Genomic DNA, 25,758 nt, shown 5'->3' with positions numbered 1-25,758 from the left:
ACTATAGCCACGGCGATGTTAACAATCTGTGAATTTACTCACAGATTGAAAACGGTTACATCGGTTTAACACTTTAGTTCGTGATGGGATGCACAAATTGCCGCTGAGCGACCGAATGACGGCGTACCAGGGTCGGCATAAAGCAGTGCGTCGCATCGGCATCGAGCTTACCCGCCGCCCCCAGCAATGCCAGTTCTGTGGCCTGTTTCGCCATTGAAACAATGGGATAGCGCACGGTAGTTAACTGTGGATCGGTGTAACGCGCGATGGGAATGTCGTCAAAACCAATCACTGAAACCTGCTGCGGCACCGCAATGCCGTTGTCTTTAAGCGCGCTTAGCGCACCGGCAGCCATGCTATCGTTGTAAGCAAACACCGCCGTTAACCCGGCGTTGCGTCCCAGCAGTTCAACCATTGCCGCTTCACCGCCCTGCATATCCGGCGTGCCGGTACCCACCCAGCTCTCGGGCCCAACAATGCCCTGCTCCAGCAGCGCCCGCGACCAGCCTTCCCGCCGCAGGTCGTCATCTTCGATATGGTGGCTGGACGCCAGGTACCCGATACGTTGATGGCCATGATTGAGCAACATCCGCGTGCCCATCAGCGCGCCACTCACGTTATCCAGGCACACGCAGCGATGCGCGTAGCCGGGAACAAGACGGTTGATAAGCACCATGCCGGGCATCTGCGCCATGAATTCACTGATTTCACGGTCGCTCAGCGCTTTCGAATGCACGATCAGCGCGCTACAGCGCTGGCGGATGAGCACCTCAATGGCATTACGCTCTTTATCTGCCTCATGGTAGCTGTTACCAATCAGCACATTTTTGTGATGCTGCTGGGCCACCGTATCAACGGCTTTGACCAGCGCACCGAAGAAGGCGTCGGAGACATCCATAACCACCACACCGATGGTGTCGCTCACCTGGGTCGCCAGCGCCTGGGCGTTGGCATTAGGCCGATAGCCCAGCGCGGCAACCGCTTTCATCACCGTATCCCGGGTGTCCTGACTCACCAGCGCGCTATTGTTCAGCACCCGCGAAACGGTGGCGACGGATACCCCCGCCTGGCGGGCGACATCACGAATGGTGACCATACTCACCGCCCGGTAGACTCTTGCTGCTGTACACGTGACACCTCCTGGGTCCATCAAGAAGCGCTATTCTGGCAGCGAGTTTGCGGCAACTACGTGAGGGAGTTCACACGTCTGGAAACGGTTACATCCATTTTGTTAATGGTTGTGATCTTGATCGTTATCTAAATGTGTTGCGGAAGGAAACGCCTGCGGCTTTTGCCGTCAGCTGTCGCCACAGCCACTCCACCGGCCCCTGACGGAAACGGCGCAGCCACAGCAGCGAAAAGGTAAGGTTGACCAGCCAGACCGGAACCACAAACGCCAGCAGCATCAGGCGGTCAAAGTCCATAAACAGGCCGAAATGGTAGAACAACGTGGTGCAGATAAGGGTTTGTAGCAGATAGTTAGTGAGCGCCATACGCCCTACGCAGGTCACTGCGGCAGTCAGCTTAAATCGGCTAATTTGTGGCCAATAACCGTAGGCCAACGCCGCATAGCCGAGCGTCTGAAGCGGCGCGCTGATTTCACGCGGGGCCTGCAGCAGGAAAGCGCACCAGCGGTAGTCCCAGCCAAGATGCCACTGTAACGCAATGGACGGCAGATTAATCAGCACGCCGAGCGTAATGCACACCGCCGCGCAGCGGCGATAGTGGCGCGGGCTGAACTGCCCTTTCAGCCAGCCGCAGCGCATCAGCGCGGCGCCCATCAGCATCATCCCCGCCAGCTGCCAACCGTACTGTGCACCCAGCGCCAGCAGGTTTGCCGATAGCATATCGGCGCGGTTTCGGAAGGCTTCAACGCCACCGTTCAGCTTCCAGTAGTGTTCGTAAAGCAGGCTTGACGCATCCGGCAGCCACGAGCGGCTTTGCCCGTTATCGGCAATCAGCCCCAGCAGGATAAGCACCGCAACGCCCACGGCGTACAGCATCACGCCGGTATTAAACAGCGCCTTCACTTCACCGGCATCGCGCACCAGACGCCAGCAAATCAGCCCCACCAGCGCATAGGCCAGCAGAATGTCGCCGTCCCAGAATAGCAGCGCGTGTATAAACCCAAGTAGAGCCAGCAGCGTTAAACGACTTTGGATCCAACGCGAACCGCGCGGCAGCAGAAGCTGTAGTCCTGCGCCAAATAGCAGCGCAAACAGCGTGAGGAATTTAACCTGCGCGAAAAGGTCAAGAACAGCCCACGTCCAGGCATCGCGCGAGGTGACCTCACCGTACCAGGCCGGGTTAAGGTAAGCCGCCTTCGGTAAACCGAAGGCGCTGATATTGAGCAGCAGAATTCCGAGTATGGCAACGCCACGAATAAAATCCAGCGTGACGTTACGCTCCATCTACCGACTCCGTTTACCGATTAGTTGTGGTGACGCACCGCGCGCAAGAACTCCTGGCGGGTATTCTGGCTGGACTTGAACAGGCCGCCGAGTGATGTCGTGGTGGTGGCACTGGTCGCATCACGAATACCGCGCGCCTTCACGCAGTAGTGCACCGCATCGATGGACACCGCCACGTTGTTGGTGCCAAGCAGCGTTTGCAGCGCGGTCAGAATTTGCTGCGTCAAACGCTCCTGCACCTGAGGGCGCTGGGCAAAGAACTGCACAATGCGGTTGATTTTCGACAAACCGATCACCGAATCTTTCGGGATATAGGCCACGGTCGCTTTACCGTCAATGGTGACAAAATGGTGTTCGCAGGTACTGGTCAGGGTGATATCGCGCACCGTCACCATTTCATCGACCTTCATTTTGTTCTCAATGACGGTAATTTTCGGGAAATTCGCGTAATCGAGGCCCGAGAAAATTTCGTTTACATACATTTTTGCTATGCGATGCGGCGTTTCCATCAGGCTGTCATCACTCAGATCGAGATTCAGCAGCTGCATGATCTCAGTCATATGTCCAGCAATCAGGCGCTTACGGGTTTCATTATCCATTTCGCGCACCGGTGGGCGCAGCGGGGTTTCCAGACCACGGGCGACCAGCGCTTCGTGGACCAGGACCGCTTCTTTACTTAGTGATGACATAGTGTTTCTCCTGCAGGTGTGGCGCTTTGCTTTTATTGGTGCAAAGTTTGCACTCATTGTGCGTGAGGCGACGCACAGAATCCAGTCTTCGGCGCGATAATTATTGCAATCGTTCTTATCTTTCGGGCTGCGGACGCCAGACCAGCATCCCGCCAATCAGCAGGGCCACGGCGGCGATGCCCAGCGCCGGTTCCAGGCGCTGCGTCAGCCAGGTTGAGAGCGCCGACGTCATCGGCCCCACCAGTTGACCAATGGCGTAGCCGGTGGTTAAGAGCCCGGCCATATAACGCGTATGATGCGGAGCCAGCTCCCGCCCGAACAGCAGCGACAGCTGAACCGCCGCCAGGAAGCCGCCGCCAACCAGCAGCGCGCCGACGACCAGGCCGCTCATTCCCGGCAGCAGCCAGGCAGCGAGCACACCCGCCCCCTGTAGCCACAAGACGATGGCCAACCGCTGATGGCTGTGGCCAAAGCGGCGCATCGCAATGCTCAGCGCAATTCCCGTCGCCCCCGCCAGCCCAAAAACCGGCCAGATAAACTGGGCAAACAGACTGTCTGGAAAACGCTGGCTGGCCAGTTGTGACAAGAACGTTGCAGGTAAAATATAGCCGAAACCGGCCAGGCTGTAGCTCCAGACCAGCCGCCGTAAAGGCGTCGTGAGCGTCAGGGGTGGCGGCTGCTCGCCGCTGCGATGCAGCTCACCGGGACGCGGAAGCCAGCGCGCGACCATGACCACCAGCAGCAGCGCCAGCACGCCATAGAGCTGCCAGCCCGCAGCGGCGCTCAGCGACTGGGCGTGAATAAAGACGCCGAGCAGCCCGCTGATGGCGATCCCGGCCCCCGGCCCGGCAAACACCGCCGCGCTGAGCCCCGGCCGGGCGTAATGCGCCAGCCGTTCATTGACCCACGCTGCCGTTAGCACCATCCCCCAGCCGCTCATGCAGCCGATGACAAAGCGCAGCGCACCGTGTAACCAGGCGTTATCCGCCAGCGCGGAGAAAAAGGTCAGCGCGACAGCGCCAATAATGCCCAGATACAGCCGCGCTTCAACGCCGCGACCGGCGCGCATCGCATCCCAGGCCCCGACCAGATAGCCCAGATAGTTCAACGCCGCCACCAGCCCGGCGCTGGTCAGCGTCAGCTGGCCTTCGGCAATCATCAGCGGCACCTGAGGCGTAAAGGCAAAACGCCCTATCCCCACCGTCGTCACCAGCACCAGAAAGCCGCTGAGCGCAATTCGTACCGGCATGAACGCCTCAAATGTAAAATTAAAGTTATCTTTATGATGCAACATGTGAAGCATGTGCGGAAGTGAAAGTTACTCACCGACGATGAATTATCTGTATGATGACATTATTAATTCTGACCAAAACCGCGAGGAGCCCGCATGGAAATGCTTGAAGAGCACCGCTGTTATGGCGGCTGGCAGCAGCGCTGGCAGCACCATTCCACCACGCTGAACTGCCCGATGACGTTGAGTCTGTTTTTGCCGCCAGAAGGAAAAAAGACGCCGCCGCCGGTGCTGTACTGGCTGTCCGGCCTGACCTGCAACGATGAGAACTTCACCACCAAAGCGGGCGCGCAGCGCATCGCCGCCGAGCTGGGTATTGTTCTGGTGATGCCGGATACCAGCCCACGCGGCGAAGGCGTAGCCAACGATCCGGGCTACGATCTGGGCCAGGGCGCCGGTTTTTATCTCAACGCCAGCGAAGCCCCCTGGGCGGCCCACTTCCGCATGTACGATTACCTGCGCGACGAGCTGCCGGCGCTGATTCAGGCGCAGTTTAACGTCAGCGATCGCTGCGCCATCAGCGGCCATTCCATGGGCGGCCACGGTGCGCTCATGCTGGCGCTGAAGAACCCAGGTAAATACTGTAGCGCGTCGGCCTTTGCGCCGATCGTCAACCCGTGCCGGGTACCGTGGGGGCAGAAAGCGTTTAATGCCTATCTGGGGGATGACGTTACTCGCTGGAAAGAATGGGACAGCACCGAGCTGCTGCTGGCAAGCCAGGTAGAACATGCCATCCCGATGTTGATTGATCAGGGCGATAACGATCAATTCCTCGCCGATCAACTGCAGCCTGCGGTCTTTGCCGAAGCCGCGCGGCAGAAAGACTGGCCGCTGACCCTACGCATTCAGCCGGGTTACGACCACAGCTATTACTTTATTGCTTCGTTTATTGAAGATCACCTGCGCTTCCACGCCGAACACCTCTTCAAGTAGGCCGGATAAGGTGCTCGCGCCGCCATCCGGCAATGCCTGCCTGATGGCGCTGCGCTTATCAGGCCTACAGATCATCCCCCAATCACATCGCTTCCATTTCCGGCAACGTATACGGATACGCCTTGCGGTACTGCAACGGCGTTTTGCCCATATTCTTGCGAAAGCAGGTAATAAACCACGCGTACTCGGTGAAACCGACCCGTTCGGCAATATCCCGCACCGAATGCTGTGAATGCAGCAATAACTCGCAGGCCTGGCGAATACGCCGCATCATTAAATACGCCTGGATAGTTCCGCCGGTTTCATCGTGAAAACGCCGGGAAGTGTGCCCGCGTGAGCACCCCATCACCGCTGCGATGTCCTCCAGCGAACAGCGCTCGTGGTAGTGGTTTTCCAACCAGCGGATGATTGTCGACGAGAAGGTATTATGCCCGGCCGCTTGCTCCTGCTGTGGCAACAGGCTAATCAGCTGCATGATCAGAAAGGCGCTGTCGCTGGTGCTCCAGCTGGCATCCTGAGTCAACGTTTCAAAGCGCTGTAGCAGCGTTTCAATCACCGGGTGCAGGTCGCCGACATCGAACACCCGCGCCTTCTCACCTCGCCCGCACAGCTGGCGCAACAGCATCTGCTGGCGGGGAAAATCGCGCAACCACGGCTCCAGCAGCAGCGGGTTAAAGTGAAGGGTCGTCCGATGGTAGACGTTGCGCTCGTCCTGCTCGACGTACACCTTATGTAGCTTACCGGGCGGGAAAATAAATAAACGCCCCGGTTTCACCGTGTACTGCTGATGTTCCAATAGCGCGATCCCCACCCCGCGCGATACGCAGAGAATTTCCGCACACTGGTGCCAATGGTAGTAGTTGGCGGGCATATTCTGCATACGATTGAAATAAATAGACTTATCGTTGAGATGTATCTGTTCAAGCCAGGTTGTGTCTTCCGTTTGCCGGGAATGTGCCACCGCGTCCGCCTCGTATGTTAATAAACTTAAACTTTCATCATCGGAATAAAACTTCCACGGCAAAATACGCCAAAAATTATTTTAAATTACCTGACGTACGCAAAAGTACGAGCACTATCACATTTGTTGCCCGTCGCAAATTCCTATTATTCGTCCGCCATCAACAGACTGAAACGGGATTTCACTATGCGGACGAAACAAGAATACAGTGCGTTACTACAGGGTTGGATTGCGGCGGCAGTTCCCCATCTGTCGGCCGACTGCACGCGCCTTCATGCCGGCGACACCGCCGCCCAGTATCCGGACACGGTGGCCGGTATGGAGGGAGTTATTCGTCTGCTGTGGGGAGCATTTCCGCTGGTTAGCGGCGGTACGACGCCGCCATGGTATGCGCAATTGGTGACCGGCGTCCGTCACGGCTGCGATCCGCAGCACCCCGGATACTGGGGCGATGTTGGTGACAACGACCAGCGCTGCGTCGAGATGGCGGCATTCGGTCTCGGGCTGGCGCTGCCGGACAGCGGGCTATGGCAGGCGCTGTCTGCCACAGAACAGGACAATCTGGTTCGCTGGCTGAGCCAAAGCGCCGAGGTCGCCGTGCCGGATAACAACTGGCACTTTTTCCCGGTATTGATTCAACTGGGACTCAAATGCGTCGGGCGCGGCTATGATATGGCGGTGATCAACCGTCATCTCGACGCCATCGAACCCTTCTGGCTCGGCAACGGCTGGTACTGCGACGGCCACGGTAAGCCGCGCGACTACTACATTTCCAGCGCGTTTCACTTCTACGGCCTCATCTACAGCCACTTTATGCAGGATGTCGACCCGGAGCGCTGCCTGCGCTATCGTCAGCGCGCCCAGCGCTTTGCGCAGGACTACCGTTACTACTTCACCACCGACGGTGCGGCCATTCCCTTCGGTCGCAGCTTGACCTATCGGTTTGTCCAGGTCGCCTTCTGGAGCGCCGTCGCCTTTACCGAACTGGATGTTTTTACGCCCGGCGTGGTCAAGGGATTGATTCTACGTCACCTGGATTACTGGCAGACGCAGCCGTTTATCGGCGCCGACGGGCTGTTTTCGATTGGCTACGCCTACCCGAATCTGATTATGGCCGAAGATTATAACAGCCCCGGTTCCCCCTACTGGGCGCTGAAAGCCATGCTGATTCTGGCTCTGCCGGAGGAGAGTCGATTCTGGCGCGCGGAATGTGAGCCGATGCCCGCACTTGACGTGCACCACCCTATCCCGGAGGCCGGGCAAATTGTGGTGCACAGCGACGGCGGCCGCCACGCGTGGATGCTCATGTCCGGTCAGTTCGACAAAAATAACTTTGTGAACTTCGAGCAGAAGTACAGCAAATTCGCCTATTCCAGCCACTTCGGCTTCACTCTGGAGCGCGGACGCTACGGGCTCAACCACGCCGCGGTGGATTCGATGCTGCTGTTCAGCGCAGGAGACGACTACTATCGCGGCCGCCGCGCATGCGACAGCGCGGAAGTCACCGGGGACTGGGTGCGCAGCGAATGGCGACCATGGCCTGACGTTATCGTCACCAGTTGGCTGATGGCGCAGGAAAACGGTCACATTCGCGTTCACCGCATCACGACACCTCGAAATCTGCAATGCGTTGAGGGGGGATTCGCCGTCAATCACCACCACCTGCGCAGCCGTCTTTGCTACGGCGATGCGGTAACGCTGGAAACGCGCCATGACTACAGCCGGCTGGTCAATCTGTGCGGCAATCGCCGTGCAAGTACCGTAACGACCCCACCCAACAGCAACCTGCTGTTTGCGGCACCGGCCGATATTCCCTGCTTGACCACACAGCTGGAAGCGGGCACCGGCTGGCTGGCCTGCTACGTCAGCGCCGACCCAGGCGCGGTACGCCCCATGCCCGATGATCTGACTTTTGACCTTGCTACCTCGCAGTTAACCGTGAACGGCAAAACGCTCACGTTGAAATAACCCTGACCTCTGATTCGCGGCGGAGACCGTTATGACTACACCCATTCAGTCGACTCGTTCGGCATACATCAAGCTAAGTCTGTTTGTTTTTCTTTTTACCTTTACCTGGGCGGCCAGCTTCGGCCTGTACGCCATCTGGCTCGGCGACAAGGCCGGGCTGGACGCCGTAGACATTGGCACCGTTTTTGCGGTGAACGGCGTCTTCGCGGTGGTCATCAAGCCGGTATACGGCTTCATCATGGACAAAATCGGCATGAAGAAGCACCTGCTCTATTTTGTCTGCATCGTCTCTGCGCTGATGGCGCCCTTTTACATCTGGATCTACCTGCCGCTGCTGCAAAGTCATTTTATTAGCGGGATGATCGTCGGCGCGCTGTTCTTCAGCCTCGGCTGGTACGCGGGGGTCGCGGCAGAAGAGTCCTACGTTGACCGCTTCAGCCGCCTCTACAATATGGAGTTCGGCCGCATCCGCATGTGGGCGGCGCTCGGCTGGGCCACCGCGTCGTCATTTTCCGGCTTCCTGTATAACATTTCGCCGAAAATCAACTTTGCCATCAGCAGCGTATCGGCGCTGTGTATGTTTGCCGTGCTGCTGACGCTGAAGGTGGACCACTTCGGCCAGGAAGAGAACAGCGTCCTGTCAAAAGACAAGATTGTGATTACGGATGTACTGCACCTGTTGGCGAACCGTAAGTTCTGGATGTTTGCACTCTATATCGCGGGCGTGGCGTGGATGATGTTCATCGCCGAGCAGCAGTTCTCGCGCTACTTCGTCACCTTCTTTGCCACCAAAGAAGAAGGCAACGCGATGTTCGGCTACATGAGTACCGCCCAGTCCGCCGCCGAATTCTTCGGCATGATGCTGGTGCCGGCGATAGTTAACCGCATTGGCGCTAAACAGGGAATGCTGCTCACCGGGCTGGTCATCAGCGTGCGTCTTATTATCTCCGGCCTGACCAACGATCCGCTGATTATCTGCCTGGTGAAACCGCTGTACGGTATTGAAATCGCGCTGATTCTGGTGTCGGTCTTTAAGTATATCGCCGAGCATTTCGATAAACGCGTGAACGCCACCATGTACCTGCTGGGCTACCAGGCGATGATTTACGTCGGTTCCATCGTCGTTGCGCCACCGGCGGGCTACGCCTACCAGACCATCGGCTTTGAGCATACCTATCTGATTATGGGCATTATCGCCCTGGTCTTTACCGGCGTTTCGGCCCTCACCCTTTCAGCCTGCTACAGCCACAAAAAGAGCGCTGTAGGTCAGGAAATCAAACATCAAGCACTTAATTAATACGGGAAAATGACCGCATGACGTCTGAAATGATCAATAAAGAACCGCTTACCCGCTGTCGGCTTCAGCCTGGTGAACGCGACGCACTAAGCCAAAAAATTCGCGGGATAATGCCCACACTGCTGGCGGCAATTGACAGCAACGCGCACTATTTTGGCCAGCGCTTCCCCGATGCAGCCTGTGAAAAAGGGGTCTACCCCATCATCGACAATATTGAGTGGACCACCAGCTTCTGGACCGGGCAGCTGTGGCTGGCCTACGAGTGGACCGGACAGCCGCGCTACCGCTCGCTGGCAGAACAGCATATTCACTCGTTCGGCCAGCGGATCATCAACCGCGATCATACTAACCACCACGATCTGGGCTTTCTCTACAGCCTTTCATGCGTGGCGGGGCAACGGGTGACCGGCAACCGCGAAGCGGGTTATATCGCGCTGCTGGCCGCCGATGCGCTGATGGAGCGCTATAACGAAAAGGCCGGGATCATTCAGGCATGGGGCGAGCTGAACAATCCTGAACAACAGGGGCGCATGATCATCGACTGCAATATGAACCTACCGTTGCTGTATGAAGCCACGCGCGCCAGCGGCGATCCGCGCTATGCCAACGCAGCCAAACAGCATATCGATCGCGCGCGCCGCTACATCGTGCGTGAAGATGGTTCTACCTTCCATACCTGGTATATGGATGTCGAAACCGGCGAGCCGCGCTTTGGCAATACGCATCAGGGCTTCTCCGACGATTCATGCTGGGCACGCGGCCAGGCGTGGGGCGTGTACGGTTTTCTGCTGAACTATCTGCACACCGGCGACGATCGCCTGCTGGCGCTCAGCCAGACGCTGGCAAATTACTACCTGAATCGCCTGCCGGAGGATCTGATCTGCTACTGGGATCTGGCGCTCACCGATCCCGCCAGCGAACGCGATAGCTCGGCGGCAGCGATTGTCGCCTGCGCGCTGCTTGAGCTGGTGAAACATCTGCCGGCCACGCATCCGGATAAAGAGAGCTACGAAACCCTGGCGCTGCGCATGATTAATCGCATGATCGATGAATACGTTAACCGTGAACATACCCCAGGTCAGGGTCTGCTGAAGCATTCGGTGTACTACTTCAAAGGCGGCATTGGGGTGAACGAGTGCTGTAGTTGGGGGGATTACTTCCTGATGGAAGCGATAACGCGCGCGGTACAGAACTGGCGCAGCTACTGGTAATCAAACAGCCCGATGGCGCTACGCACATCGGGCCTACGCGTTTGCGTAACATTGTCGGCCGGGTAAGCGCCTGCGCCACCCGGCACCACTATGATGACGCTTTAGAAGCGGTAATCTACCGCCATAAAGTACCGGCGTCCGTCCTCGTTATAGCTGTAGTCGTCACGCGACAGATCCTTATCCCCAAGGTTAAGCACGCCCGCACGCAGCTTCACGTTTTTCGTCGCCTGCCATGCTCCGCCGAGATCCCAGGTGGTATAGCCGCCCGGCGTTTTCGACGTACTGCTTACCGCACGCTGCTTGCCGGTGTAGCTCGCCGCCAGATAGAACGACCAGTCCTGTAGCGGCGTCCAGTCAACGCGCCCGTTACCCGTGTGGAACGGCAGCTCCTGTAGCGGTTTATCGTCACCGTTGCTCAGATCGCGACCGTCGTTGTAGGTGTAGTTCAGCGTCATTTTCCACTGCTCGCCAAACGGCACTTTCAGCTCGGTTTCCACCCCACGAATACGCGCTTTATTCACGTTGTAGTACGCAAACACCGGTACGCCATTTTTAAAACCGACAAAGTTCGGATAACCCGGCGCAGCGTTTTTATCACTTGTACGGTTAACGCTTATCATATCGTCGATATCATTCTGGAAAGTGGTCACACTTCCCTGCACGCCGTCCAGCCAGCCTTCATCCCCCTGGTAGTAAAGACCGATTTCAAAGCTTTCGCTGGTTTCCGGCTTCAGGTCCGGGCTGCCGACAATACGGCAGCTGCCGCGGCAGGAATTAGAGGTCCAGTCCGGGCTTAGCTGAAGCAACGATGGCGCTTTAAACGCGGTCGCCCAGCCCCCTTTTACCGTCAGCGTATCGGTGGCGTTATACACCAGATACGCGCGCGGGCTCCAGTGATCGCCATAGGTTTCATGGTCATCCATACGGATCCCGGTCGTCAGCGCCAGCGGTTCAAAAATCCGCCATTCATCCTCAAGGAACAGCGCGTACTGGCTAGCAGAAGTTTTCGTACTGGTGCTTCCCGTCAGATTGACCGGATCGGTCAGCTTATCGTAGCGCCATTCGCCGCCGAAGGTGACCAGTTGGTTAATCACGCCCAGCGGCAGCACGTATTTGCCGTCGATGGCATTGCTTTCTGAGGTAATTTCACTGGTGTTGCCCGGGTTCTTATTAACGACTTTCTCGCCGTAGTACTTCAGCTCGCTGTTGCCGATATCCCAGCGGCCGTTGTGGCTCAACGAGTAGTTCTGACGTTCCAGACGGTTACGGTCGAGCGAGTCAGACTCACGATCCTGGCGATCAAAACCATACCCGGCGGTAATATCGTTGTTTTCATTCGGCGTCCAGGCGAATTCGACGTTGCCGTCGCGGCTGGTGTAGCCCTCAATACGCGGCGTTTCGCCGGTGGTGCTGGAGCGAGAAGCCTGCTGATCGTCCTTCTCACGTTTTGACAGGCTGCCGAACGCCTTCACGCCCAGTACGCCGTCCACCAGCGGGCCGGAGGTAAAGAACTGACCATTCCAGGTATCGCCGCGGTCGCGATGTTCCTGAATTGTCGTATCGGCAGTGAGCGTTCCCGTCCACTTCGTACCGATCTTTTTCGTGATGATATTGACCACCCCGCCCAAGGCGTCGGAGCCGTACAGCGAGGACATCGGCCCGCGCACCACTTCAATGCGTTCAATGGCGTCAACCGGGATCCAGTTCAGGTCAAAGTCGTTATGGCGGAAGACGGCGTTACGTGAATTCACGCGCTTGCCGTCAATCAGGATCAGGGTATAGCTGCTGCTCAGCCCACGAATGCTGACGCCCTTACGGTTATCCCCCTCATTGGTAAGCTGAACGCCCGGCACTTCTTTCAGCACATCTTTCAGGTTCTGCACCGGTTTACGCTGCAAATCCTGCTGGGTAATAACGCTGATACTGGCGGGGGCATCCTTTACGCTTTGCTCGGTGGCGGCCGCCGTCACGACCATGATTTCATTATCCTCTGCCGCGCACACCGGCAGCGCCAGGGACATGACGGACGCGCACAGCCCGCCCCGAACGATGGGGTTTAACCTAAACATTTCCATTCTCCATGAGGTGAATACTCAATTAAAACAAAGGGTCTTGCTCACAAATGCTGCTTAATGCCGCTGACCGGCGGCCTGTTTTTTTATGCAGATGTGGCTGGTCCTTCGGCATTTATCTCACCGAGAAAAGGAAGTGGCTTCATCTTTTTGTATGGGTTGTGATGATAAAGGTAATGATAACGATTATCAATTAAGGTTATTTAAAGTTATGTCAAGAAGTAACAATTAATAAACATTCAGGCATAAAAAAGCCTCTCCGAAGAGAGGCTTTATTGGCAATCAGGTCGCTCACTCGCGTTACTGCTTAAAGCGTTCCGGGAAGTGCATTTCGCTGTAGCGGACAAAGTGCGTCCCGCGGCTCAGCTTATAACCAAACCAGATGACCAGGAACAGCGGGATACCGATATAGGTTGCCGCCACGCCGCCCCAGTCGATGGTGTCGGCGAGGAACGCTTCATAGTTCTGACCCAGGGTAATGATCAGGCACAGCACGAAGGCAAAGATCGGCCCCAGCGGGAAGAACCCGGAACGGTACGGCAGGTTATTAATATCGTGCCCCTGCATCACGTAACCGCGACGGAAGCGATAATGGCTAATCGCAATCCCCAGCCAGGCAATAAAGCCGGTCATCCCGGAGGTGTTCAGCAGCCACAGGTACACGGTCTGGTTACCAAACATTGAGGTCAGGAAGCAAAGCCCGGCAATCACGGTAGTGGCATACAGCGCGTTGCGCGGCACACCGCCACGGGACAGCTTAGCGAAGATACGCGGCGCTTTGCCATCGCAGGCCAGGGTGTACAGCATACGGGTAGAGGCATACATCCCGGAGTTACCCGCCGAGAGCACCGCCGTCAGAATAACCGCGTTCATAATAGCCGCCGCAGACAGCAGGCCCGCGTGCTCGAACACCAGGGTGAACGGGCTGACGGAAATATCTTTCACGTCGTTACGCAGCAGGCTGGGATCGGTGTACGGAATAATCAGGCTGATAATCAGAATCGCAAACACGTAGAACAGCAGGATACGCCAGAACACCTGACGCACCGCGCGCGGAATGTTCTTCTCCGGATCTTCAGATTCACCCGCCGCGATACCAATCAGCTCGGTTCCCTGGAAGGAGAAACCGACGATCATCGCCACGCCAATCATTGCCGACAAACCACCGGCAAACGGCGCATCGCCGGTTGTCCAGTTGCTCCAGCCGACCGGCTGCGCGCCCTTGAAGATGCCGAGGATCATCATGATACCGACGATGATGAAGATGATAACGGTGGCAACTTTAATCAGCGAGAACCAGTATTCCGCTTCACCGAAGCCTTTCACCGAGATGTAGTTCAGCAGGAAGATGACGCACAGGAACATCGCGCTCCAGATCCAGCCCGGCGTGTCCGGGAACCACCAGCTCATGACCAGCTGTGCGGCCACAAGGTCGACGGCAATGGTCACCGCCCAGTTGTACCAGTAGTTCCAGCCCAGCGCGAAGCCGAAGCCCTCTTCCACATAGTTCTGACCGTAGGTCGCGAAGGAGCCGGATACCGGCATATACGCCGCCAGCTCGCCCAGACTGGTCATCAGGAAGTACACCATCAGGCCAATCAGAATATAGGAAAACAGCGCGCCGCCCGGGCCCGCCTGAGAAATGGTTGCGCCGGACGCAACAAACAGGCCTGTACCGATAGATCCGCCAATGGCGATCATCGTCAGGTGACGCGCCTTGAGTTCGCGGCGTAGCGCGGGCGCTTGTGTGGTTTTTGTTTCGGAACCCATGTGAAAATGCTATCCATCCAAAAAATGAGGCGCGATTGTAGCAGACGAAGCCGGCAGATCACGGTAGAAATGCGCTGTTATAAGAGACCTTCATGATTGCTCTCTTATTATAAGTAAAGCATCCGATGGTGTTTTTAACTATCGCAGTAGTGCAGAAAACGCCGCAGGGCATTCGACAGGTGCTTCTGCCGATGATGAATACGCCACAGCGTGCGGCTCAACGTCGGCAGCGGAACGGGCACCTCGACCAGCGTACCTGCCGCCAGCTGCTCGGCAATCACCCGGCGTGAAAGGCAGCTAATGCCTAGGTCGTGACGCACCGCGTGCTTGATAGCTTCGGAATTCCCCAGCTCCATCCCCATCTGGAACTGCGGCAGATGCGAAAGCAGCAGGTAGTCGACAATTTCGCGCGTACCGGAACCCTTCTCACGCAGGATCCACGGCGCCATCGCCAGCTTATCGAGCGTGATTTCGCCCAGCAGCCAGGCGCTGTGCGGCGCTGAAAATACTACCAGTTCATCTTCCAGCCACGGCTCGGCGATGATATCCGCCGAATGGCAAGGCCCTTCAATCAAACCGATATCGACGCGGAAATCGGCCACCGCGTTGATCACGTCCTGACTATTACCGACGCTCAGCTCCAACGGCAGCGTGGGAAAATCTTTGCGGTAGCGGGCAATCACCCCCGGCAGGATGTAATTGCCGATCGTACTGCTGGCATAGACGCGAATCGCCCCGTTATCTTCGCGAAACAGCTGTTCAATTTCGCCCGCCTGCTCCAGCAGCGCCAGCGCACGCGGATACAGCAGACGCCCGTGCTCATTCACCACCAGTCGTTTACCAACCCGATCGAAAAGCTGAACCCCGAGCTGACCTTCCAGGTCAGTCAAGGCCGCGCTGACTGCCGATTGTGACAGCGCCAGCATCTGCGAAGCCTGGGTGGTGGACCCGCTTTTCAGCACTTCTGCAAAAACTTCGAGCTGTCGTAGCGTGATATGCATAGTTTCCCGGCCCGTCAGAGCCGCCCTTACCAGTTATTACGATTAATTATAAATATATAATCAATTTTATTTTTAAACCACTCGGGCGTAACCTTTTTACCAGACAAAGGAGAGGGTTATGACACAAGTCACCTTACAGACACACCATCATCGTAGTATCACACACTTTATCCCTGGGCTTGCGCTCAGCGCCGTCATCACCGGCGCGGCAATCTGGGCAGGCAGCGTGCCGGCTATCGCCGGTGCGGGGATGAGCGCCCTGACGCTGGCTATTCTGTTTGGGATGGTCATAGGTAACACCGTCTACCCAAAAATCTGGCAGTCCTGCGACGGGGGCGTGCTCTTTGCCAAGCAGCACCTGCTGCGTCTGGGGATTATTTTGTACGGCTTTCGCCTGACGTTCTCGCAGATTGCTGACGTCGGCGTCAGCGGCATCATCATTGACGTACTGACGCTTTCCAGCACTTTCTTTATCGCCTGTTGGTTAGGGCAGAAGGTCTTTGGCCTGGATAAACAGACCAGCTGGCTTATCGGCGCAGGGAGCAGTATCTGTGGTGCCGCCGCGGTGCTGGCGACCGAGCCGGTCGTCAAAGCCGAGGCCAGCAAAGTCACGGTCGCCGTCGCGACGGTAGTCATTTTTGGTACGCTGGCGATTTTCCTCTACCCGGCGATGTATCCGCTGCTGGCGCACTGGTTTAGCCCGGAAACCTACGGCATTTATATTGGCTCCACCATGCACGAAGTTGCTCAGGTGGTCGCGGCCGGTCATGCTATCAACCCGGACGCTGAAAATGCGGCAGTTATCGCCAAAATGCTGCGCGTCATGATGCTGGCTCCGTTCCTGCTGTTTATGGCCGCACGCGTTAAACAGCTGGCCCCGGCGAACGCCGAGCAGAAAAGTAAAATCACCATTCCGTGGTTTGCCATTCTGTTTATCGTGGTGGCGATTTTCAACTCGTTCCACCTGCTGCCGGAAAGCCTGGTGCAAATGCTGATTACGCTCGACACCGTCATGCTGGCGATGGCGATGGCGGCTCTGGGTGTCACCACCCACGTCAGCGCGCTGAAAAAAGCCGGTGCAAAACCGCTGCTGATGGCGTTGGTGCTGTTTATCTGGCTGATTGTTGGCGGCGGCGCGATTAACCTCGCTATCCATAGCGTGATGGCATAATCGAACACGACGCTCCCCGCTTAACCCGCTATACTCACCCCTTTTGAGTATGGCGGGTTTTTCTCGTCATATTTCAAGTTGCAGACGCGTCGTTGTCTCTTGCCACCTTCCTGCAACTCGAACTCTTTAGGGAACCCATGATGAAATACATCGGAGCGCACGTCAGCGCCGCTGGCGGCCTGGCAAACGCCGCAATTCGGGCCGCTGAAATCGAAGCCACCGCCTTCGCCCTGTTCACCAAAAATCAGCGCCAGTGGCGCGCCGCGCCGCTGACCCCCGAGGTTATCGACGACTTCAAAGCCGCCTGTGAAAAATACCACTACGCCCCGGCGCAAATTTTGCCACACGACAGCTATCTGATTAACCTTGGCCACCCGGTTGAAGAGGCGCTGGAGAAATCACGCGAGGCCTTCATTGATGAGCTGACGCGCTGTCAGCAGCTGGGGCTGACGTTGCTGAACTTCCATCCCGGCAGCCATCTGCTGCAAATTGATGAAGATAAATGTCTGGCGCGCATTGCCGAATCTATCAATATCGCGCTGGCGCAGACCGAAGGCGTGACGGCAGTCATTGAGAACACCGCCGGTCAGGGCAGCAACCTCGGCTTTAAGTTTGAACATCTGGCCGCCATCATCGATGGCGTAGAGGATAAATCCCGCGTTGGCGTCTGCATCGACACCTGCCACGCATTTGCCGCCGGTTACGACCTGCGCACCCCCGAGGCCTGCGCGGAAACATTCGCTGAGTTCGAGCGCACTGTCGGTTTTAACTATCTGCGCGGTATGCACCTGAATGATGCCAAAAGTGAATTTGGTAGCCGCGTTGACCGCCACCATAGCCTGGGTGAAGGTAACATCGGCCACGATGCGTTCCGCTTTATCATGCAGGACAACCGTTTTGACGGTATCCCGCTGATTCTGGAAACCATCAACCCGGATATCTGGGCAGAAGAGATTGCCTGGCTGAAGGCACAGCAGACCGAGTCTGCCGCCGCCTGATTGCCCGGTGGCGTCACATTTACCGGGCCTACGGGTAGTCGCAGCCGCCATCAGGTATAAAAAAAGGGCCGAATCCTCGGCCCTTTTTCACGTTTTTCGAACGCTTACGCTTTCGCCGCGACCTCACCTTCCGGGCGCTTCAGCACCGCGTAAGACAGGCCCGCCACCAGCGTACCGACGACAATCGCCACCAGATAGCCCAGCACCGGCGTGATCGCGCCAGGAATCAGCAGCACAAACAGACCACCGTGCGGTGCCATCAGTTTCGCGCCAACCAGCATCGAGATAGCGCCGGTTACCGCGCCGCCAACGATGCAGCAAGGCAGAACGCGCATCGGGTCACGAGCGGCGAACGGAATCGCCCCTTCAGAGATAAAGCACAGACCCAGAACCAGCGCCGCTTTGCCCCCTTCACGTTGACCTTTATCGAATTTGTTACGCGCAACCAGCGTTGCAATCCCCATTGCCAGCGGCGGAACCATACCGGCCGCCATGATGGCTGCCATCGGCGCATAGGTTTGCGTAGACAGCAGGCCAACGCCGAAAGCGTATGCCGCTTTGTTAACCGGACCACCCATATCGGTACACATCATCGCCCCCAGGATTGCGCCCAGCAGGACCGCGTTCGCGGTGCCCATGGTCTGCAACCAGTGGGTCAGCCAGTTCAGCAGCGCGGCGACCGGTGTGCCGATCAGGTAGATCATCGCCAGACCCACGATCAGGCTGGAAACCAGCGGAATGATCAGGATCGGCTTCAGCGCTTCCATGCTCGGCGGCAGCTTCAGCTTGGTGCTAATCAGCTTCGCCACGTAACCGGCCAGGAAACCGGCAATGATACCGCCGATAAAACCGGAGCCGCCGCTTACCGCCAGCATACCGCCGATGAGACCTGGGGTCAGCCCCGGACGGTCAGCAATGGAGAAGGCAATAAAGCCCGCCAGCACCGGCACCATCAGCGCAAAGGCTGAACCGCCGCCAATCTGCATCAGCGCAGCGGCCAGCGTCCCTTTCACTTCAAATGCTTTGATCCCGAATGCGAAGGACAGCGCAATACACAGGCCGCCCGCAACCACCATCGGCAGCATGTAGGATACGCCGGTCAGCAGGTGGCGATAAGCGCCGCCGCCGCTCTCTTTTTTCGCCGAATCGGCCGGCGTTTTGCTCTGGCCTGAAGGCTGGTACGGCTTGGCCTCGACTATCGCTTTATCCAGCTCCTGCGCCGTTTTCTTCAGCGCCAGGCCGGTTGTTGTACGGTACATCGGTTTACCGGCAAACTTCGCCAGATCCACTTCGATATCCGCCGCCACGATAACCAGGTCAGCCTGCTCAACTTCTTCCGGCGTGATAGCATTGCCCGCGCCCACGGAGCCACGGGTTTCTACTTTCACCCACAGACCGCGTTTTTTAGCTTCGGTTTCAATGGCTTCTGCTGCCATAAAGGTGTGCGCAACGCCGGTTGGACATGCCGTTACCGCCACGATGCGTTTGACCGCCCCGGTCGCCGTCGGCTCAGCCTGCGTCGGCGCTTCGTACGGCAGCGCGTGGGCTTTGGCTTCGCTCAGGAACAGCTCCGGATGAGAGACCGCGCGGTTGATGTCGCCAAGATAAACCTGTTTGCCCGCCAGCGCCGTGTCGGCCGGCAGAGCGGAGCCCAGCACGATCGCCAGTTCAGCATCGTTCGGGTTATCAATTAACTCCAGGCGCGCTTTTTGCGCCGCCGCGCCCAGCAGGGTCTTCGCCATATAAGCACGAGCCTGTCCGAGTTTGGCATCGATAATCAGCAGCGTTTTCATACGCCTCTCCTGCTGTTAGTTAAAGGGTTTCAGGTCGACGCGCGCCATCATCGCGGCCAACTGGGTACGATCGGTAATCCCGACGTTGCTCTGGCTTACCGCCAGCGCGGCAACCGCCGTCGCCAGGCGCAGGGTATGCTCGCTGGACTCGCGCATCAGCAGGCCGTAAATCAGACCGCCAACCATCGAATCCCCCGCCCCTACGGTGCTGACCACTTCCATTGAAGGCGGCTTAGCAATCCACTCGCCGGAAGCGTTCACCCACAGCGCACCTTCCGCGCCGAGCGAAATCACCACGTGGGCGATGCCCTGCTCACGCAGCGCGTGGGCAGCTTCAATCACGTCTTTCATTTCAGGCAGCTTGCGGCCAGCCCAGATTTCCAGCTCGCGACGGTTTGGCTTCACCAGCCACGGCGCGGCTTTCAGGCCCGCCACCAGCGCTTCACGGCTGCTGTCGAAAATGATGCACGGGCACTGACTGCGCAGACGCGTCATCCAATCGGTGAACGCTTCCGGGCTAACGCCCGCCGGCAGGCTGCCGCTGACGCAGACCATATCGAACTGACCCAGCCAGCTCAGGGAATCGTTAACGAAACGCTCCCAGTCCGCCGGCGTCACTTCAAAGCCAGAGAAGTTAAAGTCGGTCACCTCACCGTCTTTCTCGGTCAGCTTCACGTTAATACGCGTACGGCCCTGCACCACCTGGAAGCGGTTGGCAATGCCCAGTTCGCTGAACAGCTGCTGAAAACCGTCCTGGTTATCTTTACCCAGGAAGCCGCCAACGGTCACGTCGATGCCCAAATCTTTCAGCACTTTGGCCACGTTGATGCCTTTACCCGCCGCGTGCAGCCCGGTGGTGCGAACCAGGTTCACTTCGCCACGCTCGATTTCTGGCGTGAACCCTACCAAATCATAGGCCGGGTTTAAGGTAATTGTGGCTACTCTTCTGCTCATTTATGCGCCCTCCCCGAGGCCTGAAGCGATGGCTTCGCCGATGGCGTCCAGCGCCTGACGAGCATCATCACCCTGCGCGGTAAACCGCAGGCGATGACCTTTCTTAACACCCAGCGCCACCACTTTCATCAGGCTGCGGCCGTTAGCCGGTTTACCGCTGCCGTCCAGGTTGGTGACGGTGATGTCGCTGCTAAATTGTTTAATGGTATTGACCAGCATGGTGCCCGGGCGGGCGTGCAGGCCGTGTTCGTTACGAATAACAAATTCTTCGCTCAGCACGTCGTCAGCCGCCGCATCATCGCTGGTCAGCAACGCTAACAGCGTGGCCGCGTCAGCCTTCAGCAGACGTTCAGCTTTGTTGTCCAGCAGCAGGTTGACCAGACGGTTCAGCACGGCCGTTGGCTGCGCATCGGTCATGGCGACGGTAATCAGCACAGATGCCGCTGCTTCACCAACGGTAAACGGCTCGGCCGCACGGCTGACTGCGATAGCGCTGCGCAGGTTGCCTTCAGCGCTGTCGCTCAGCCAGATGCCCTGACCCAGGTTCAGCGGGCGATCGTTGATCACCTTCGCGACAAAATTCGCATCGACGGCGCCGGCTTCTTTTAAACGTGCTGCGTTCAGCGCCTGCAGCGTGACCAGATCGCTTGCCGCGACGTCCAGCGACAGCATGTCGTTGTCCAGCTTCAGCGCTTCGCTCTGTTTTTCCCCCATCAGCAGGGCACGCAGCTCTTCGGCGGTCGTCGCGGTTTTCAGCTGTTCAGCCACCGCGTCATCGCTCAGCACATGCGTCAGCTGACGCAGCAGGCCAAGATGCTCGTCGGAGCTGGCGGCAATACCAATGGCGACATAGGCGGTCTGCCCTTCCCCCCAGGTAACGCCCTGCGGGAACTGATAAACCTGAACGCCGGTTTTCAACACCTGATCGCGAGTATCGGTCGTGCCGTGCGGAATGGCGATGCCGTTACCCAAGAACGTGGAGGTTTGTTGCTCACGCGCCAGCATGCCGGCGACGTAACCGTCAGCGACGTTGCCTGCGCTGACCAGCGCAGCGGCAACCTGCCGAATAGCCTCTTCTTTATTCGCGGCCTGCTGGCCGGGATGAATATCCTGAACAGTTAACTGGAACATGGTTCCCCTCGCTCGCTGAATTGAATCGATTCAGCTTTTGTGAGACAAAATCGCCGTACTCCGCGGGACAGATGCTGAAGACGACGCTGAAACGTTTCAATAATTTTGTGCCTTTCTTAATCAGCCTGCAAGTTCTGCTGACATTTTGATTGCATAAATTAGATCTACAGCACATTTCATTAGCATTCACGCCACATTTGCTGAAGCGAGATGATGCTCCCATCAACCACTTCAGCATGATGTAAGCTGGTTTTTTGAAATGCTTTTTTAATTTTTCGTGCCAAATTTGATTCAGGTGACTGTTCATCTTCTGAGCCGCGGCGTAAACTCGCCGCCTCTCCTACAGTGACCGATAAAACAACATGCAAAACAGTACCGCCGCCGCCCCACGGCGATCGTTTGATTTCACGTCCTCATCCTTCCTGATTGTCGCATTTTTGACCGGTATCGCCGGTGCGCTGCAAACGCCCACGCTGAGCCTGTTTCTCAGCAACGAAGTCCACGTTCGTCCGGCGATGGTCGGCTTCTTTTTTACCGGCAGCGCGGTTATTGGTATTTTTGTCAGCCAGTTTCTCGCCTCATGGTCCGACAAGCGCGGCGATCGCAAAAATTTGATTGTGTTCTGCTGCCTGCTTGGGGTGCTGGCCTGCGCGCTGTTCGCCTGGAACCGCAACTACTTTATTCTGCTGTTTGTCGGCGTGTTCCTGAGCAGCTTCGGCTCTACCGCTAACCCACAGATGTTTGCACTGGCGCGTGAGCACGCCGATAAAACCGGTCGCGAAGCGGTCATGTTCAGCTCCATTATGCGTGCGCAGGTGTCGCTGGCGTGGGTGATCGGGCCCCCGCTGGCCTATGCGCTGGCGATGGGGTTCGGCTTCACGGTGATGTATCTGTCGGCGGCGGCAGCGTTTGTGGTTTGCGGCGCCATGGTCTGGCTGTTTCTCCCCACCATGCGCAAAGAAACAACCGCCATCGGCGGCGCTATTCAGGCTCCGCGCACCAATCGTAAAGACGCGCTGCTGCTGTTTGTCATTTGTACCCTGATGTGGGGGACTAACAGCCTGTATATTATTAATATGCCGCTGTACATCATCAACGAACTGCACCTGCCGGAGAAGTTAGCAGGAATCATGATGGGCACCGCCGCAGGGCTGGAAATTCCGACGATGTTGATTGCTGGCTACTTTGCTAAGCGATTGGGCAAGCGCTTTCTGATGCGCGTTGCCGCCGTGGCGGGCCTCTTCTTCTATGTCGGTATGCTGACCTTCAACAGCCCGACGCTGCTGCTCGCTATGCAGCTATTAAACGCGGTGTATATCGGTATTCTCGGCGGGATTGGTATGCTCTATTTCCAGGATCTGATGCCAGGCCAGGCGGGCTCTGCTACCACGCTGTACGCCAACACCTCACGCGTCGGCTGGATTATTGCCGGTTCACTCGCGGGCATCGTGGCCGAAATCTGGAACTATCACACCGTGTTCTGGATTGCGCTGGTCCTGTGTGCCGCAACAATCGTCTGTCTGATGCGGATTAAAGACGTCTAAGGCGCGGTCAGCGCCTCAAGATGCAGTAACCAGGTCATCGCCTCTTCACGGTTTGCGCCGCACATATCGCGCGCGGGCTGCAGCCCGGCACAGACCTTCGGGCGCAGAGGCGAGCCAAAGATTTTGCAGCGCTGGCGTTCGTCCAACTGCACGCAGGGCGTATTGGCCGGTTTGCCGTTGGGCATGCCGGGAATAGGGCTGGTAATAGAAGGAGCAGTGCAGCAAGCCCCGCAGTCCGGACGACACTCCATCAAGGCTCTCTGTTCTGGTGTAGAGGTGGATGCGGCGCACAGTACCACCTTTTAGTCAGAGATAGCAAAAGCCTTTAATTCCGCTTGCCTGAAACGCCCGGCACGAGTACTTTTACGCGATATTTTAGACCCCTTATTCACAGGATAATTGCAATGCCAAGAGCGAACGAAATTAAGAAAGGAATGGTGCTGAATTACAACGGCAAGCTGCTGATTGTAAAAAATATTGATATTCAGTCACCGAGCGCCCGCGGCGCCGCAACGCTGTACAAAATGCGTTTTTCCGATGTCAGCACCGGCCTGAAGGTAGAAGAGCGCTTTAAAGGCGATGATATGGTCGATACCGTCACCCTGAACCGTCGTTTCGTCGATTTCTCTTATATCGACGGTAACGAATACGTGTTCATGGATAAAGAAGACTATACCCCGTACATTTTCTCCCACGACCAGATTGCGGAAGAACTGCAGTTTATCCCGGAAGGCGGAATGCCGGACATGCAGGTGCTGCTGTGGGATGGCCAGGTGCTGGCGCTTGAGCTGCCGCAGACCGTAGACCTGGAAATTGTCGAGACCGCACCGGGCATTAAAGGCGCTTCCGCCAGTTCCCGTACAAAACCGGCTACCCTGACCACCGGTCTGGTTGTCCAGGTACCTGAATACCTGACTTCCGGTGAGAAAATCCGCATCCATATCGAAGAAAAACGCTATATGGGCCGCGCGGACTAACCGCTGATTCTTGCACAATAAAGAAAAAGGACAGCCTGGCAGGCTGTCCTTTTTTATGCGTGTCGTATTTCCCCTCACCCCGATCCTCCCCCGATGGGCGAGGAAGAAAATCGCACGCTGCGCGCCTCGAGGCCCAAGGACACAGCGGCGATTCACTCCCCTCAGAGGGAGAGAATCAGGACAGGGAAATCGCGTTTACAGCAGGTCGCGGAACTTGGTCATTTTCAGCGCCAGCTCAACGCCGCGCACTTCCGCCAGACCTTTCAGGCGACCAATCGCCGAGTAGCCCGGGTTGGTTTTCTTCTTCAGATCGTCCAGCATCTGGTGACCGTGGTCAGGACGCATCGGAATCGGACGCAGATCGCCGGCTTTCTTACGACGCTGCTCTTCGGTGAGGATCGCGTCAACCACCGCCACCATGTTCACGTCGCCCTGCAGGTGGGCCGCTTCGTGGAAGGTTTTCGGGTTATCTTCACGGCAGGTGGAGCGCAGGTGCGTGAAGTGAATACGGTCGCCGAAGGTTTCGATCATTTTCACCAGGTCGTTATCCGCGCGCACGCCGTAAGAACCGGTGCACATGGTGAAACCGTTGTTGATGCTGTTAACGGTTTCTTTCAGCCACTGCATATCTTCAATGGTAGACACAATGCGCGGCAGGCCGAGGATCGGACGCGGCGGATCGTCAGGGTGAACCGCCAGGCGCACGCCCACTTCTTCCGCAACCGGCACGATCGCCCGCAGGAAGACAGCCATATTTTCACGCAGCTGATCTTTGCTGATGTGGTCATACTCCGCCAGACGCGCGCGGAACTGGTCAAGGGTATAGCCCTCTTCCGCTCCCGGCAGACCGGCGATGATGTTGCGGGTCAGCTTGGTGACGTCCGCTTCGCTCATGGCGTTGAAGTATTCCAGCGCCTGACGCTGCTCTTCCGCAGAGTAGTCCGCTTCAGCGCCTTCGCGCTTGAGGATGTGCAGTTCAAAGGCCGCGAAGGCAATCTGGTCGAAACGCAGCGCTTTCGAACCGTCTTCCAGCGTGTACTCAAGGTCGGTACGCGTCCAGTCGAGAATGGGCATAAAGTTGTAGCACACGGTATCAATACCGCATTCCGCCAGGTTACGGATGCTCTGCTGATAGTTAGCAATCCAGGTCTGGTACTGACCAGAACCGGTTTTGATGTCTTCGTGAACCGGGATACTTTCAACAACGGACCAGGTCAGCCCTTTTTCAGCCAGCATCGCCTGACGCTGTTTAATTTCTTCAACCGGCCATACCTGACCGTTCGGAATGTGGTGCAATGCGGTCACTACACCGGTTGCGCCAGCCTGACGCACATCATCAAGAGATACCGGATCGTTCGGGCCGTACCAACGCCAGGTTTGTTCCATTGCCTCTACCTCTAAAGTTGTTATACCAATAAAATCACCGTTAATGACGACTACCATACATGTTTATTCTAAACCGTCAAATAATCCGCCTGGATTGATTGATCCAGCTCACAGTAACGGGATAAATACGGCACACCAATTCAATTTGTTGTCATATAACTTTACACTGCGCAGGTTAATTAATCGTTAATTGGATGTGT

The 25,758-nt window shown here is 57.1% G+C and carries 21 protein-coding genes; 8 read left to right on the top strand and 13 right to left on the bottom strand.

Annotation, left to right across the window (positions count from 1 at the left end; translation table 11 throughout):
* Positions 1 to 73: 73 nt before the first annotated feature.
* The 4 genes from galS to V6942_RS16155 all read right to left on the bottom strand — a co-directional run bounded on the left by galS (position 74) and on the right by V6942_RS16155 (position 4,349).
* Complete coding sequence (gene galS / locus V6942_RS16170; RefSeq protein ID WP_106924403.1) at positions 74 to 1,096, bottom strand: HTH-type transcriptional regulator GalS; 1,023 nt, start codon at positions 1,094 to 1,096, stop codon at positions 74 to 76.
* 157 nt (positions 1,097 to 1,253) lie between these two features.
* Positions 1,254 to 2,411 (bottom strand): DUF418 domain-containing protein YeiB, encoded by a 1,158-nt coding sequence (gene yeiB / locus V6942_RS16165; RefSeq protein ID WP_182930302.1) that lies wholly within the window; start codon positions 2,409 to 2,411, stop codon positions 1,254 to 1,256.
* Between the two features lie 20 nt (positions 2,412 to 2,431).
* Positions 2,432 to 3,100 carry a GTP cyclohydrolase I FolE gene (gene folE, locus V6942_RS16160; RefSeq protein ID WP_106924401.1) on the bottom strand — a complete coding sequence of 223 codons (669 nt, stop codon included), beginning with the start codon at positions 3,098 to 3,100 and terminating at the stop codon, positions 2,432 to 2,434.
* Positions 3,101 to 3,215: 115 nt separating this feature from the next.
* Complete coding sequence (locus V6942_RS16155; protein ID WP_182930301.1) at positions 3,216 to 4,349, bottom strand: YbfB/YjiJ family MFS transporter; 1,134 nt, start codon at positions 4,347 to 4,349, stop codon at positions 3,216 to 3,218.
* Positions 4,350 to 4,487: 138 nt separating this feature from the next.
* On the opposite strand from V6942_RS16155, the gene fghA reads away from it, so the two are divergent.
* Complete coding sequence (gene fghA, locus V6942_RS16150) at positions 4,488 to 5,324, top strand: S-formylglutathione hydrolase (protein WP_106924400.1); 837 nt, start codon at positions 4,488 to 4,490, stop codon at positions 5,322 to 5,324.
* 82 nt (positions 5,325 to 5,406) lie between these two features.
* Here fghA and V6942_RS16145 read toward each other — a convergent pair whose 3' ends face one another.
* The gene (locus V6942_RS16145; RefSeq protein ID WP_197974893.1) at positions 5,407 to 6,285 is read right to left on the bottom strand and encodes an AraC family transcriptional regulator; all 879 of its coding nucleotides are present in this window, start codon (positions 6,283 to 6,285) and stop codon (positions 5,407 to 5,409) included.
* A gap of 186 nt (positions 6,286 to 6,471) precedes the next feature.
* On the opposite strand from V6942_RS16145, the gene V6942_RS16140 reads away from it, so the two are divergent.
* The 3 genes from V6942_RS16140 to V6942_RS16130 are packed head-to-tail and all read left to right on the top strand — an operon-like array spanning position 6,472 to position 10,761.
* Positions 6,472 to 8,253, top strand: coding sequence for a DUF2264 domain-containing protein (locus V6942_RS16140; protein ID WP_333501487.1), 1,782 nt, complete (start codon positions 6,472 to 6,474; stop codon positions 8,251 to 8,253).
* A gap of 31 nt (positions 8,254 to 8,284) precedes the next feature.
* Complete coding sequence (locus V6942_RS16135) at positions 8,285 to 9,550, top strand: oligosaccharide MFS transporter (RefSeq protein WP_333501486.1); 1,266 nt, start codon at positions 8,285 to 8,287, stop codon at positions 9,548 to 9,550.
* 17 nt (positions 9,551 to 9,567) lie between these two features.
* Positions 9,568 to 10,761, top strand: a complete 1,194-nt coding sequence (locus V6942_RS16130) for a glycoside hydrolase family 88 protein (protein WP_333501485.1) — start codon at positions 9,568 to 9,570, stop codon at positions 10,759 to 10,761.
* A gap of 101 nt (positions 10,762 to 10,862) precedes the next feature.
* On the opposite strand, the gene cirA is transcribed toward V6942_RS16130, so the two are convergent.
* The 3 genes from cirA to yieE form a co-directional block, all read right to left on the bottom strand.
* Positions 10,863 to 12,830 carry a catecholate siderophore receptor CirA gene (cirA, locus tag V6942_RS16125; protein WP_106924397.1) on the bottom strand — a complete coding sequence of 656 codons (1,968 nt, stop codon included), beginning with the start codon at positions 12,828 to 12,830 and terminating at the stop codon, positions 10,863 to 10,865.
* A 303-nt stretch (positions 12,831 to 13,133) separates the two neighbouring features.
* A complete protein-coding gene (locus tag V6942_RS16120) occupies positions 13,134 to 14,603 on the bottom strand; it encodes an amino acid permease (RefSeq protein WP_106924396.1) in 1,470 nt (489 codons plus the stop codon).
* Between the two features lie 134 nt (positions 14,604 to 14,737).
* A complete protein-coding gene (gene yieE, locus V6942_RS16115; RefSeq protein WP_333501484.1) occupies positions 14,738 to 15,604 on the bottom strand; it encodes a DNA-binding transcriptional regulator YeiE in 867 nt (288 codons plus the stop codon).
* Between the two features lie 118 nt (positions 15,605 to 15,722).
* Between yieE and V6942_RS16110 the strand changes: the two genes are divergently transcribed.
* Together V6942_RS16110 and nfo are read left to right on the top strand one after the other, a co-directional pair.
* Complete coding sequence (locus tag V6942_RS16110) at positions 15,723 to 16,775, top strand: YeiH family protein (RefSeq protein ID WP_106924393.1); 1,053 nt, start codon at positions 15,723 to 15,725, stop codon at positions 16,773 to 16,775.
* 140 nt (positions 16,776 to 16,915) lie between these two features.
* A complete protein-coding gene (nfo, locus tag V6942_RS16105) occupies positions 16,916 to 17,773 on the top strand; it encodes a deoxyribonuclease IV (RefSeq protein ID WP_333501483.1) in 858 nt (285 codons plus the stop codon).
* Between the two features lie 104 nt (positions 17,774 to 17,877).
* Here nfo and fruA read toward each other — a convergent pair whose 3' ends face one another.
* The 3 genes from fruA to fruB are packed head-to-tail and all read right to left on the bottom strand — an operon-like array spanning position 17,878 to position 21,651.
* Positions 17,878 to 19,566 (bottom strand): PTS fructose transporter subunit IIBC, encoded by a 1,689-nt coding sequence (fruA, locus tag V6942_RS16100; protein ID WP_106924391.1) that lies wholly within the window; start codon positions 19,564 to 19,566, stop codon positions 17,878 to 17,880.
* 15 nt (positions 19,567 to 19,581) lie between these two features.
* On the bottom strand, positions 19,582 to 20,520 hold the full coding sequence (gene fruK, locus V6942_RS16095) for a 1-phosphofructokinase (protein ID WP_182930294.1): 939 nt from the start codon (positions 20,518 to 20,520) through the stop codon (positions 19,582 to 19,584).
* Complete coding sequence (fruB, locus tag V6942_RS16090; RefSeq protein ID WP_106924389.1) at positions 20,521 to 21,651, bottom strand: fused PTS fructose transporter subunit IIA/HPr protein; 1,131 nt, start codon at positions 21,649 to 21,651, stop codon at positions 20,521 to 20,523.
* Positions 21,652 to 22,013: 362 nt separating this feature from the next.
* On the opposite strand from fruB, the gene setB reads away from it, so the two are divergent.
* Complete coding sequence (gene setB / locus V6942_RS16085) at positions 22,014 to 23,195, top strand: sugar efflux transporter SetB (protein WP_106924388.1); 1,182 nt, start codon at positions 22,014 to 22,016, stop codon at positions 23,193 to 23,195.
* On the opposite strand, the gene V6942_RS16080 is transcribed toward setB, so the two are convergent.
* Positions 23,192 to 23,446 (bottom strand): YkgJ family cysteine cluster protein, encoded by a 255-nt coding sequence (locus V6942_RS16080; protein ID WP_106924387.1) that lies wholly within the window; start codon positions 23,444 to 23,446, stop codon positions 23,192 to 23,194. The two genes, setB and V6942_RS16080, sit on opposite strands and share 4 nt — an antisense overlap.
* Positions 23,447 to 23,599: 153 nt before the next feature.
* Between V6942_RS16080 and yeiP the strand changes: the two genes are divergently transcribed.
* Entirely contained in the window at positions 23,600 to 24,172 is a 573-nt protein-coding gene (gene yeiP, locus V6942_RS16075) for an elongation factor P-like protein YeiP (protein ID WP_106924386.1), read from the top strand.
* Positions 24,173 to 24,367: 195 nt separating this feature from the next.
* On the opposite strand, the gene uxuA is transcribed toward yeiP, so the two are convergent.
* Complete coding sequence (gene uxuA / locus V6942_RS16070) at positions 24,368 to 25,558, bottom strand: mannonate dehydratase (protein ID WP_106924385.1); 1,191 nt, start codon at positions 25,556 to 25,558, stop codon at positions 24,368 to 24,370.
* Between the last annotated feature and the right edge of the window lie 200 nt (positions 25,559 to 25,758).

This window comes from Kluyvera genomosp. 2 (genome assembly GCF_036759865.1).
In the GTDB taxonomy this organism is placed as follows: domain Bacteria; phylum Pseudomonadota; class Gammaproteobacteria; order Enterobacterales; family Enterobacteriaceae; genus Kluyvera; species Kluyvera ascorbata_B.
The sequence above is the reverse complement of the archived record's forward strand: the minus strand, read 5'-3'. Positions and strand labels throughout refer to the sequence as shown.